This window comes from Arthrobacter alkaliphilus, assembly GCF_021483235.1.
Taxonomy (GTDB): Bacteria; Actinomycetota; Actinomycetes; order Actinomycetales; family Micrococcaceae; genus Arthrobacter; species Arthrobacter alkaliphilus.
This window is the reverse complement of sequence record NZ_JAKEEC010000023.1, coordinates 54,997-66,536: the sequence shown is the minus strand read 5'-3', so window position 1 is coordinate 66,536 and position 11,540 is coordinate 54,997. Positions and strand designations below refer to the sequence as shown.

Sequence of the window (11,540 nt, the reverse complement as noted above, 5' to 3'; positions counted from 1 at the left end):
GCTCACCGGGTACGGGATCGTCCCGGCCGCGTGGGCCAGGACCCTCGTGGCCGGGAACCCCGGCACCGCCGAACCCGGCCGGCCCGGCAAACCCGGGCGGGCTGGATCAGACAAGCCGGATCAGCGCCGGGCTGGCCAGTCCGAGCCAAGACAACGCCGCGCGGGACCCGGCCAACCAGACCCGCCACACCAGCCAGGCTCGCCAGGTCCAGACCAAGCAGAATCCGCGNAGTCCGAGCCAAGACAACGCCGCGCGGGACCCGGCCAACCAGACCCGCCACACCAGCCAGGCTCGCCAGGTCCAGACCAAGCAGAATCCGCGCAGCCCGAGCCGGGGGAGCAGGATTTCAAGGTCTGGCTCCGGCGCCTCTTCACCGCCCCAAAAACCGGGGAGCTCCTCGCTGCGGACTCAAGGGCACGGTTTTTCCCGCCCGGGATGCGGCGCTTCATCCAGGCCCGGGACGACACCTGCCGCACCCCCTACTGCGACGCGCCCATCCGCCACTTCGACCACATCATCCCCTGGCACCAAGGCGGGACCACCAGCCTGGACAACGGGGCAGGCCTGTGCGAAGCCTGCAACCACACCAAAGAACTCCCCGGCTGGACAGCACAAACCCGCCCAGCACAAACCCACCCCGCCACACAGCACGTCCACGTGATCCGCACCCCCACAGGACACCACTACCGCTCCACGGCCCCTTCCCTGCCCGGCACACACGGAAAACACGGAACGACTGGAACATCAGGGGCATTCTTGAACGCCGGGCCGCTCGGCGGCCCGGCGCCGGAAACCGTGGACCTGTACTACTGGAGCCACCCGCAATACTGGGAGCACCATCCTGACCTGCGTGAGTCGGCCTAGGTGGGCTCGGCGCCCACGCATTGTCGCCTCCGGCAACAGGCCCTCAAACCCCCTGCAGCGCCCCCAGCGCCTTCACCAGCGGCTCAAGCTCAGGCACCAATTCCGCCGCTGCCAACGATTGCGCCAGGGTTTCGTCGTGTACCGGCCGGGCCGCCAACAAGAGCTTCTGGCCGGCGTCGGTAAGCTCCGTGTAGATGCCCCGCCGGTCGTCGGCGCACAAGATGCGGGTCAGCAGCGCGCGGTCTTCGAGCCGGTTCACGAGGCGCGTGGTGGCGCTGCTGGAAAGTGCCGTGGCGCGGGCGAGTTGCTGCATCCGCATGTGCCAGCCGTCCTGGCGGCTCAGTGCGTCGAGCACCGTGTATTCGACCACGGAGAGATCCGCAGCAGCTTGCAGGGCCTTCTCCAGCGCTGCCTCGATATTTCCGTGCAGCGCAGCGAGGGTCCGCCACCCTTGTGCGCGCACCTCAACGGCGTCGTCCTTGATGCCCATGTCTCCCGAAACTCCTGCCGATCGTAGAAAAACGCCGACGCAACGGAAACTAGTTGCTTGCGCAATTACATGGCGTGTGCAACTATATAGGCGGCGTCTGCAACTAATATTCTACGATTCTCGGCTGCGCACTTCCACTCTCACAGGAAGCCAGCCCCCAAAAGGAGTAACAAAATGCCCGCAGGGTTGATCGCCCTTGCCCTCGGCGGATTCGGCATCGGCTTGACCGAATTCGTCATCATGGGCCTCTTGCCCGAAATAGCCACCGAGTTCAGAGTCAACGAAGCAGCCGCAGGCTGGTTCATCACCGGCTATGCGCTGAGCGTCGTCGTTGGTGCCCTCCTGGTCACGGCGGCAGTCACGCGGCTGCCCCGCAAGCCTGTGCTCATCGGTCTCCTCGTGCTCTTCATCGCGGGCAACTTCCTCTCGGCCATCGCGGACAGCTACGCGGCCATGCTGATTGGGCGCATTGTCTCCGCCCTCTGCCACGGGGCCTTCTTCGGGATCGGCTCAGTGGTTGCGGCCAGCCTGGTCCCGGCCCACAAGAAGGCCGGAGCCATCGCCATCATGTTCACGGGCCTCACTGCCGCCAACGTCCTGGGTGTGCCTTTCGGAACCTTCCTGGGCCAGAACCTCGGCTGGCGCTCCACTTTCTGGGCCATCACCATCATCGGCGTCATCTCACTCACGGGCATCGCCCTCATGGTCCCGGCCACCAAGGAAAGCGCTGCCACCGGTAGCCTCCGCAGTGAGCTGGGCGCCTTCAAGTCCGGCCAAGTGTGGCTCTCGATCATTGTCACCATCCTTGGCTTCGGCGGCATGTTCGGTGCTTTCACCTACATCGCCTTCACCCTGACCGAGGTCTCCGGGTTCGATCCCCGCGCCGTCCCGTGGCTGCTGGTCCTGTTTGGCGGCGGCCTTTTTGTCGGCAATATCGCCGGCGGGAAAGCGGCCGACAAAACCATCGACAAAACACTGATGGTGATTCTCGCGGGCCTCGTGCTGGTGCTCGTGTTTTTCGCACTCACCGCCGCGAACCCGGTGGCCACCCTTTTCTCCCTGGCACTCATGGGCGGTTTCGGGTTCGCTACCGTGCCGGGCCTGCAAATGCGCGTCATGCACTTTGCGGCCGCCGCGCCTACCCTCGCTTCCGGCGCCAACATCGGTGCCTTCAATGTGGGCAACGCCCTCGGTGCCTGGCTGGGCGGCGTCACGATCACCATGGGCCTGGGCTACACCTCGCCGATCTGGGCCGGGGCTGCCATCACCGTAGCGGCCTTGCTCGTCATGATCGCCGCCGCGGCGGCCGCCCGGCGCGGGGGAGGGGCGCAGTCCGCGTCCTCGCCGCAAGCAGCGCCCGACGTCGCGCGCGAACCTGAGGATGCACCCATCGCCTAGGCGACGCGCACTGTCCAGGGATCAGCCCTTGACCGTCCCGCGCCTGGCAAGGATCTCGCCGTTGGTTTGGCATGTGGGGCAGTACTGAAACGAGGTGCCGACGAAGGCAAGCTCCCGGATGGTGTCACCGGAGACAGGGCAAGGCTCTCCGGTCCTTCCGTGCACGCGCATCGACGCTTTCTTCGCCGGCTTCACCTCACTGGGTCCTTTGCCGGAGAGTTCAGTGACCGCGCCTTGGAGGAGCTCCTTCATGGTCCTGAAAAGGCGCTCGACGGCGTCCGGCTCCAGCTTGGAAGCGATGGCGACCGGAGACAGCTTCGCTGCATGGAGGATTTCATCGCTGTAACCGTTCCCGATTCCCGCAATGAGTTTCTGGTCCCGCAGAAGTCCTTTGACCTGCTGCCTCTTCGTGAAAAGCCGGCCGAATTCCTCAAGGCCGAAGGACGGGCTGAGGGCGTCCGGTCCCAGTTCGGCAATGCCAGGGACTTCAGCGGGCCGGCGCACGATGAAAAGGGCGAGGCCCTTCCAGGCCCCGTCATCGGTCAGCGTGATGTCATAGTCGCGCCCATTGTTCGCAAAGCCCAGCTGGGCGGCGAAGTAGCCGCCGGTGGAGCCCGTTTCAGTGCCGGGTTCCGTATCGGAGAATTTCAGCCAGCCGTCCTTCGCGAAGCTGACGATCAGAGAGAGCGGCTCGTCCGTGTTGGCCGCCTGGGGCGCGGCCCCCATGTTGAATGCAAGGAACTTTCCGTGCCGGCCGACGGAATCGACTGTCCGTCCGACCAACGATTCATAAGGCGCATCCGCAACCTTCAGCGTGAAGGCCGAGGGCAGCACAATTTGTGTGAGTGTTGCGCCGGCCAGCCGCTCGTCCAGAAAGCCTGCCAAGGCAGTGATTTCGGGCAGTTCCGGCATGATCGCGCTCCTTCGACGGCGTTGCAGGACGATGCGGCTCGACTCAGGCTCCCATCATCCCAGAGACCTGTCGGGACGAGGGCGGGATGTGCTTATACTTTCAGCGGTGGCCGGATGACCGGGCCGCCGTCGTGGTCCGAAATGTCCCGATGAAAGGCGACTCATGAGCAACATTCCTGCCGATCTTTCTTACACCGCCGAACATGAATGGGTCAGTGCCCCGAATGCAGACGGCGTCGTGCGCGTCGGCATCACGGACTTCGCCCAGGACGCGCTCGGCGATGTCGTCTACGCACAGCTGCCCGAACCCGGCACCTCGGTGAAGGGCAACGACGTCGTAGGCGAAGTCGAATCCACGAAGAGCGTGAGCGACATATACGCCCCGGTCAGCGGCGAAATTGTTTCCCGCAACGAGGCTCTCGACACCGACTCTGCCCTGATCAACTCGGATCCGTACGGGGACGGCTGGCTCTTTGAGGTAAAGCTCTCGGAAGCTGACGCTATCGAGAGCCTTCTCAGTGCATCAGAGTACGAACAACAGGTAGGCTAATTGGTATCTGGCCCGCCAAGTCGATTCTCCCCGGAGCGGGGGAGCGACGGCGGTGGGCCAGCGACCTGTTTGGCCCGGGAAACCGGGCAGTTGCGTAACCGGCAGTATTGTCAACTGCCGGCGGATGAGGAGGATTTCCATGGTTGGCGGCAAGCGGAACCACGCCCGGAACGAGCACGGTGCTGAAGAACAGCCAACATCGGAGACCACCTCGATCCAGCTCACGCCCGTGCGCCACCACGACTCGGATGCCCGGCCGTCGCTGGCGGCCGAGGAGCGGGCCGCCGTCCAGGCATTGCCTCCCGGATCGGCTTTGCTGATTGCCCACACCGGCCCGAACGCGGGCGCGCGGTTCCTTTTGGACTCTGACGTCACTACCGCCGGCCGCCACCCAGATGCGGACATCTTCCTGGATGACGTGACGGTTTCGCGCAAGCACGTGGAATTCGTGCGCACTCCCGAGGGATTCGAAGTGGTGGACACCGGGAGCCTCAACGGCACCTACGTCAACCAGGACCGGGTGGACAACGTCTTGCTGAAGAACGGCAGCGAGGTCCAGATCGGCAAGTTCCGCCTCACCTACTACCTGAGCCCTGCCCGCGCAGCAGGCCAAGACTGATTCCGGGTACGCCTGTGGCACTGCCCCAGCCGGAACGGCGAGGACCGCAGGTCCTCAACATCGGGGAGGTCCTCGCCCAGCTCAGCGACGACTTTCCCACGATGACGGCGTCCAAGATCCGCTTTCTTGAGGAAAAGGGACTGATCAATCCCAAGCGCACGCCTGCCGGGTATCGGCAATACGCCGAAAGCGACGTCGAGCGGCTGCGTTTCGTGCTGGCCCTCCAACGTGACCAGTACCTGCCCCTCAAGGTCATCAAGGACTACCTTGACGCGATCGACCGTGGCGAGCGTCCCGAAAACCTCCCGCCTGGGGTGTCCGTGTCCCCTCGGATTGTGTCGGATGAACTTGCCGCCGAACTGCAGGGCCGTGCACGTGCCCTCAGCGAGGAACAGTTGAGGACGGAATCGGGGGCCAGTGTCCCGCTCTTGCAGTCCCTCCTTAGTTACGGGCTGATCAGCCATATCAACGGCAAATTCGACGAACATGCGCTTCAAGTGGCGCGGGCCTGTGTCCAACTGGAAAGCCACGGACTTGAGCCGCGGCACCTCCGGCCGTTCCAAGCGGCGGCCGAGCGCGAATTCGGCTTGGTGGAGCGCGTCGTCGCCCCCTTGACGTCCCGCAAGGATGCAGCGTCGCAAGCCCGGGCCGCGGAAGCCGCCCGCGAAATCAGCGAACTCTGCCTCAGCCTGCATCGAGCCTTGGTGCAGGACCGTATCTCCCGTATGGACGCATGATGATTGAAGTCGTGATCGTTGGAGTGCGGATCGAACTGCCCTCGAACCAGCCCCTGGTCCTCCTCCGTGAGATGCACGGGGAACGCCATGTCCCCATTTGGATCGGCACCCCCGAAGCCAGTGCCATCGCCCTGGCCCAGCAGGGCGTGGTCCCGCCCCGTCCCATGACGCACGATTTGATGATCGACGTCGTTGAAGCGCTCGGCCACTCGATCATCAGCGTGAACATCGTCGCGGTCGAGGACAACATCTTCTACGGTCAGCTCCAGTTCGACGACGGTACTGTAGTGAGTTCCCGCGCTTCCGATGCGCTGGCGCTTGCGTTGCGCGCGAAATGCCGCATCTGGTGCGCCGACGCGGTTATGGAAGAAGCCGGTGTCCGGATTACCGAACACGACGAAGGCGAAGACACCGAGCCGGGTTCCGAAGTTGACGAGGAGCGGGAGTTGCGCCGCTTCCGTGAGTTCCTGGACGACGTGGAGCCAGAGGATTTCGAAGGCTGAACGCGCCTAAGGTTAAAGTTGAGGGTGAAAGTTTCGACACGATCCGAAAATGGCCCGGACGTCTTTGACCTAAGGCTCCCGCACGCCTAACGTCGAAGATATCAAGTTCCCGTTGCATACACGACGCGCGCAAGTCACACTGAAAGGTGCGGACGCGTTGAAATTACACGAGTGCATTTCCCCTTTCGTGTTGCCGCGTATGCACCATCCCCAAGGGAACTTCTGACAAGGAGGGTCACGTGAGTCCCAAAGGCGAAGCAGGCGAGCTGAAGCAGGCCTCGACAGGCGTTGCTGTACCCGCAAGCGGTGCCCAGGGTCTGCTCTTCACTGAGGACCTACCGGTCCTGGACGAGGATGCCGGCTACCGTGGTCCCACCGCGTGCAAGGCTGCAGGCATTACTTACCGCCAGCTGGACTACTGGGCACGCACGGGCCTTGTTGAACCCGCCGTGCGGGGCGCCGCGGGTTCCGGTTCGCAGCGGCTTTATGGCTTCCGGGACATCCTGGTTCTCAAAGTCGTCAAGCGCCTCCTGGACACCGGCGTGTCCCTCCAGCAGATCCGCACGGCAGTTGAACACCTGCGCGAACGCGGAGTCGAAGACCTGGCCCAAATCACGCTCATGAGCGATGGCGCGAGTGTCTATGAATGCACGTCCGCGGATGAAGTCATCGACCTGGTGCAAGGCGGCCAGGGCGTCTTCGGCATCGCAGTCGGACGCGTATGGCGCGAGGTTGAAGGCAGCTTGGCTGCGCTCCCGAGCGAGCACGCCGCAGAACAGTCCTTTCCCGACGACGAACTCAGCAAACGCCGTTCCGCGCGCCGCACAGGCTAAACACCGCACGGGATGAACACCGATGAAGCCGCCTTCCGGCAGGAAGGCGGCTTCATCGATTTAAGGGGTGGATTCTGCCTCGCGGCCTGCCCTCAGCGCTTGCGGCGTTCCCGGGTGCCGTTGTGGGAGGACAGCATGTTCTCCAAAAGAGAGTCAAACAGCTTTGCCGTGTTCTTGGCCGAGTCGCCGGGCCAGTGGTGTACGGCGTGGGCTGCGCCCTGGATTTGCTGCCAGTTCGCCTGCTCCGGAATATGGGGAGCCAGCAGGAGCTCGCCGAACATCGATTCCATCTCGGCGAGCCGGAAGGTGTGCTCGGCCGAGGCGGGCCGGACCCTGTTCGCAACAATTCCGGCGGGAGCAAGCTGGGGAGCGAACTCCTGGCGGAACAATTGAATGGCGCGCATGGTGCGTTCCGTGCCGGCAACCGAGAAGAGCCCTGGCTCGGCCACGAGGACCACCCGGTCACTGGCGCTCCAGGCCATGCGGGTGAGGCCGTTGAGGGACGGCGGGCAGTCGACCAGGACCAGCTGGTAGTTTTCGGCCGGGGCAAGGACGGCAGTCAGGCGCCGGAGATCGCGGCGCCCAAGGTCCGGTCGATCGTAGATTCCGGTGTAGGCGGATCCGACGGCGACATCCAGGGCCGTTCCTTTGCCGTTGCTGCGGGGGTGGTCAACCCAGCCGCTGCTGGCGACGTTGTCCAAAAGCCTCGCCTTGCGGGGGTTCTTCAGCATGCGGCCGATATCGAGCTGTTCGCCGGCTTGGACGCCGAGGGCCGTCGTGGCGTCGGCGTGGGGATCCAGGTCCACAACAAGGGTGGAGATCCCCGCGGCCAGTGCGGCCGAGGCGAGCCCGGTTGTTACGGACGTCTTGCCCACGCCGCCTTTGAGGCTGCTGATGCTGACTACTTGCACTTGAAAACCCAAAACCTAACGCCGGTTGCCGTGTCGCGGTGCTTGTGTTCCGTACTTGCCGGAACGGGGCCCTGCCGCTGCCCTCCAACATCATATGTTGAGTGGCCGCCGATTCCTGCCTTATCGGCCCGGGCGGTCCGTACCACTTGCACGCGAACAAGCTTTTAGCACGTGAAACTGCATGGCGGGCGAAGGTACACTGCTCGTGACGAATTCCTGTGTGACTGTCACCACAAAGATTTGTGTTTGGGTATGGAGGTCTTACACACTGTGACCACCGACCGTTACACCCGCAATGATGCAGGAGAAGCATGTTTTCCAAGATTCTGGTGGCTAATCGCGGCGAAATCGCGATCAGGGCCTTCCGCGCCGGCTACGAACTCGGCGCCAAGACCGTAGCGGTCTTTCCATATGAGGATCGCAATTCGATCCACCGGCAGAAGGCTGATGAGGCTTATCTGATCGGACAGGAGGGCCATCCTGTCCGGGCGTACCTGGACGTGGACGAGATCATCCGCGTGGCCAAAGAAGCCGGTGCAGATGCGATCTACCCCGGCTACGGGTTCCTGTCCGAAAACCCGGATCTCGCCCGTGCCGCCCAGGACGCAGGCATCACGTTCGTCGGGCCGCCGGCGGAGGTACTGCAGCTTGCCGGAAACAAGGTCGCGGCGCTCGAAGCCGCCCGCAAGGCCGGCGTACCGGTCCTGAAGTCAAGTGCTCCTTCCAAGGACCTCGATGAGCTCATTGCGGCGGCGGACGAGATCGGATTCCCGATCTTCGCCAAGGCGGTAGCCGGCGGCGGCGGACGCGGCATGCGCCGTGTCGAGACCCGGGAAGAGCTCCCCGAGGCCCTTCGGTCCGCCATGCGCGAGGCCGACGCAGCCTTCGGCGATCCCACCATGTTCCTGGAGCAGGCAGTGCTGCGTCCCCGCCACATCGAGGTCCAGATCCTGGCCGATGCCGAGGGCAACGTCATGCACCTCTTCGAGCGCGACTGCTCCTTGCAGCGCCGCCACCAGAAAGTCGTCGAAATCGCTCCGGCACCCAACCTGGACGAGTCGATCCGCCAGGCCCTCTACCGGGATGCCGTGGCCTTCGCGAAGGCCCTGAACTACGTCAACGCCGGAACTGTGGAGTTCCTGGTGGACACCGAGGGCGAACGCGCGGGCCAGCACGTCTTCATCGAGATGAACCCGCGCATCCAGGTTGAGCACACGGTCACCGAGGAAATCACGGACGTGGACCTCGTCCAGGCGCAGATGCGCATTGCCTCGGGGGAGACGCTCGCAGACCTCGGCTTGAGCCAGGAATCAGTATCCATCAAGGGTGCCGCCCTGCAGTGCCGCATCACCACGGAAGATCCCGCCAACGGGTTCCGGCCCGACGTCGGAAGGATCACCGGTTACCGTTCCGCGGGTGGAGCCGGGGTGCGCCTCGACGGCGGTACGGTCTACTCGGGTGCCGAAATCAGTCCGCACTTCGACTCCATGCTGGTCAAGCTGACGTGCCGCGGACGCGACTACCCGGCCGCGGTGGCCCGCGCCCGGCGCGGCCTGGCCGAGTTCCGGATCCGTGGCGTATCGACCAACATCCCCTTCCTCCAGGCAGTTCTTGCCGACCCTGACTTCATTGCCGGCAATGTGGCGACAGACTTCATCGACAAGCGCCCGGAACTGCTGAAATCCCACGTCTCCGCGGACCGCGGGACGAAGCTCCTGACCTGGCTGGCCGATGTGACGGTCAACAAGCCCAACGGCGAACTCAAAGTCCACTCGGACCCCGCAGCCAAGCTCCCTTCGCTTGCGGGAACTGCTGCGCCGGCGGGCTCGCGGCAGAAGCTGCAGGAGTTGGGGCCGGTCGGATTTGCGAAGGCACTGCGCGAGCAGCAGGCCGTGGCCGTCACCGACACCACCTTCCGTGACGCCCACCAGTCGCTGCTTGCAACCCGCGTCCGCACCCGCGACCTCGTCGCGGCGGGCCCGGCAGTCTCCGCGCTGATGCCGGAACTGCTGTCGGTTGAAGCCTGGGGCGGTGCCACCTACGACGTCGCCCTGCGTTTCCTGGGGGAGGATCCCTGGGACCGACTGGCCGCGCTCCGCAAGGCGCTGCCGAATGTCTGCCTGCAAATGCTGCTTCGCGGCCGCAACACGGTGGGCTACACGCCCTACCCGGAGGAAGTCACCGAGGCATTCGTCAACGAGGCCGCGGCAACCGGCATCGACATCTTCCGCATCTTCGACGCCCTCAACGACGTCAGCCAAATGGCTCCGGCAATCCGCGCGGTGCGGGCCACCGGCACCGCCGTGGCCGAGGTCGCGCTTTGCTACACCGGCGACCTTCTTGACCCGAATGAGAACCTGTACACCCTCGACTACTACCTGGACCTGGCCCAGAAGATCGTCGACGCCGGTGCGCACATCCTCGCCATCAAGGACATGGCCGGACTGCTTCGCCCGGCGGCCGCGGCCAAGCTTGTGAGCGCCCTGCGTGAACGCTTCGACCTTCCGGTCCACCTGCACACGCACGACACCGCAGGCGGCCAACTGGCCACCTTGCTGGCCGCTGTCGAAGCCGGCGTGGACGCCGTCGACGTCGCGTCGGCGTCTTTGGCCGGTACGACGAGCCAGCCTTCGGCGTCGGCCCTTGTGGCGGCCCTGGCACATACCCCGCGCGACACCGGGCTCAGCCTGGCCAGCGTCAGCTCCCTGGAGCCCTATTGGGAGGCGGTCCGCCGGGTCTACGCGCCGTTCGAGTCCGGCCTTCCCGGTCCCACAGGCCGGGTCTACCAGCACGAAATCCCCGGCGGCCAGCTGTCCAACCTGCGCCAGCAGGCCATCGCACTGGGCCTTGGCGAGCGTTTCGAAGCCATTGAGGACATGTACACCGCCGCGGACCGCATCCTTGGCCATTTGGTCAAGGTGACTCCGTCGTCCAAGGTGGTGGGCGATCTCGCGCTGCACCTCGTGGGAATCCACGCAGATCCTGCGGACTTCAACGAGAACCCGCAGAACTACGACATCCCGGACTCCGTCATCGGCTTCCTGTCGGGTGAATTGGGAGATCCTCCTGGCGGATGGCCGGAACCGTTCCGCACCAAGGCCCTCCAGGGCCGCAGCATCAAGGTCCGGGACGTCGAACTGAGCGCCGAAGACAGCGCGGCGCTCAAGGGCGATTCCAAGTCCCGCCAGAGGACCTTGAACCGCTTGTTGTTCGAAGGTCCCACCAAGGACTACCTCAAGAGCGTCGAGACGTACGGCAACTTGTCGGTGCTTGATACCCGCGACTACCTGTACGGCCTCCAGCTGGGTGCCGAACACATCATCGAACTCGAAAAGGGCGTGCGCCTGATTGCCTCCTTGGAAGCGGTCTCGGAGCCCGACGAAAAGGGCATGCGCACCGTCATGTGCAAGCTCAACGGCCAGTCCCGCCCCGTGGTGGTCCGTGACAAGTCGGTGGTCAGCAACGTCAAGGCCGCGGAGAAGGCGGACGCATCCAAGCCGGGCCACGTCGCAGCTCCCTTCGCCGGTGCCGTGACTGTGACTGTCAACGCCGGCGACGCCGTCAAGGCAGGCGACACCGTCGCCACCATCGAGGCGATGAAGATGGAGGCGTCCATCACGACGCCGGTAGCCGGCACGGTCTCGCGCCTCGCCATCAACAACGTGGAGCAGGTCCAGGGCGGAGACTTGCTGATCGTCGTGGAATAGCCGCGAGGCGGCAAG

Annotated in this window: 11 protein-coding genes; 8 read left to right on the top strand and 3 right to left on the bottom strand. The window is 64.6% G+C overall.

The genetic code is table 11. The features are described from left to right. The coding region (locus L0B83_RS20020; RefSeq protein WP_372461205.1) for an HNH endonuclease at positions 1–865 on the top strand (865 nt) is incomplete at its 5' end. Between the two features lie 43 nt (positions 866–908). Here L0B83_RS20020 and L0B83_RS15200 read toward each other — a convergent pair. Next, positions 909–1,355 carry a MarR family winged helix-turn-helix transcriptional regulator gene (locus L0B83_RS15200; RefSeq protein ID WP_234759301.1) on the bottom strand — a complete coding sequence of 149 codons (447 nt, stop codon included), beginning with the start codon at positions 1,353–1,355 and terminating at the stop codon, positions 909–911. 174 nt (positions 1,356–1,529) lie between these two features. Between L0B83_RS15200 and L0B83_RS15195 the strand changes: the two genes are divergently transcribed. Next, on the top strand, positions 1,530–2,753 hold the full coding sequence (locus L0B83_RS15195; protein WP_234759299.1) for an MFS transporter: 1,224 nt from the start codon (positions 1,530–1,532) through the stop codon (positions 2,751–2,753). A 21-nt stretch (positions 2,754–2,774) separates the two neighbouring features. On the opposite strand, the gene L0B83_RS15190 is transcribed toward L0B83_RS15195, so the two are convergent. Next, a complete protein-coding gene (locus L0B83_RS15190; RefSeq protein ID WP_234759296.1) occupies positions 2,775–3,665 on the bottom strand; it encodes a DNA-formamidopyrimidine glycosylase family protein in 891 nt (296 codons plus the stop codon). A gap of 163 nt (positions 3,666–3,828) precedes the next feature. Here L0B83_RS15190 and gcvH point away from each other — a divergent pair, with 163 nt between their 5' ends. From gcvH to L0B83_RS15165, 5 genes are all read left to right on the top strand, one after another. Beyond that, positions 3,829–4,215 carry a glycine cleavage system protein GcvH gene (gene gcvH / locus L0B83_RS15185; RefSeq protein WP_234759294.1) on the top strand — a complete coding sequence of 129 codons (387 nt, stop codon included), beginning with the start codon at positions 3,829–3,831 and terminating at the stop codon, positions 4,213–4,215. 139 nt (positions 4,216–4,354) lie between these two features. Then, positions 4,355–4,834: an FHA domain-containing protein gene (locus L0B83_RS15180; RefSeq protein WP_234759293.1), complete on the top strand. Its 480-nt coding sequence runs from the start codon at positions 4,355–4,357 to the stop codon at positions 4,832–4,834. A 20-nt stretch (positions 4,835–4,854) separates the two neighbouring features. Continuing rightward, positions 4,855–5,571, top strand: a complete 717-nt coding sequence (ftsR, locus tag L0B83_RS15175) for a transcriptional regulator FtsR (RefSeq protein ID WP_234759332.1) — start codon at positions 4,855–4,857, stop codon at positions 5,569–5,571. Beyond that, complete coding sequence (locus L0B83_RS15170) at positions 5,571–6,074, top strand: bifunctional nuclease family protein (RefSeq protein ID WP_234759330.1); 504 nt, start codon at positions 5,571–5,573, stop codon at positions 6,072–6,074. The genes ftsR and L0B83_RS15170 overlap by 1 nt, the downstream gene beginning before the upstream one ends. Before the next feature lie 239 nt (positions 6,075–6,313). Further along, positions 6,314–6,907, top strand: a complete 594-nt coding sequence (locus tag L0B83_RS15165) for a MerR family transcriptional regulator (RefSeq protein WP_078105594.1) — start codon at positions 6,314–6,316, stop codon at positions 6,905–6,907. A 92-nt stretch (positions 6,908–6,999) separates the two neighbouring features. On the opposite strand, the gene L0B83_RS15160 is transcribed toward L0B83_RS15165, so the two are convergent. After that, complete coding sequence (locus tag L0B83_RS15160; protein ID WP_234759291.1) at positions 7,000–7,818, bottom strand: ParA family protein; 819 nt, start codon at positions 7,816–7,818, stop codon at positions 7,000–7,002. A 311-nt stretch (positions 7,819–8,129) separates the two neighbouring features. Here L0B83_RS15160 and L0B83_RS15155 point away from each other — a divergent pair, with 311 nt between their 5' ends. Next, positions 8,130–11,525 carry a pyruvate carboxylase gene (locus tag L0B83_RS15155; protein WP_234759289.1) on the top strand — a complete coding sequence of 1,132 codons (3,396 nt, stop codon included), beginning with the start codon at positions 8,130–8,132 and terminating at the stop codon, positions 11,523–11,525. Positions 11,526–11,540 lie beyond the last annotated feature (15 nt).

Excerpts from the sequence above, each read along its gene's own strand:
- L0B83_RS15200 (WP_234759301.1), bottom strand. The coding sequence starts at position 1,355 with ATGGGCATCAAGGACGACGCCGTTGAGGTGCGCGCACAAGGGTGGCGG.
- L0B83_RS15195 (WP_234759299.1), top strand. The coding sequence starts at position 1,530 with ATGCCCGCAGGGTTGATCGCCCTTGCCCTCGGCGGATTCGGCATCGGC.
- L0B83_RS15190 (WP_234759296.1), bottom strand. The coding sequence starts at position 3,665 with ATGCCGGAACTGCCCGAAATCACTGCCTTGGCAGGCTTTCTGGACGAG.
- gcvH (WP_234759294.1), top strand. The coding sequence starts at position 3,829 with ATGAGCAACATTCCTGCCGATCTTTCTTACACCGCCGAACATGAATGG.
- L0B83_RS15180 (WP_234759293.1), top strand. The coding sequence starts at position 4,355 with ATGGTTGGCGGCAAGCGGAACCACGCCCGGAACGAGCACGGTGCTGAA.
- L0B83_RS15170 (WP_234759330.1), top strand. The coding sequence starts at position 5,571 with ATGATTGAAGTCGTGATCGTTGGAGTGCGGATCGAACTGCCCTCGAAC.
- L0B83_RS15155 (WP_234759289.1), top strand. The coding sequence starts at position 8,130 with ATGTTTTCCAAGATTCTGGTGGCTAATCGCGGCGAAATCGCGATCAGG.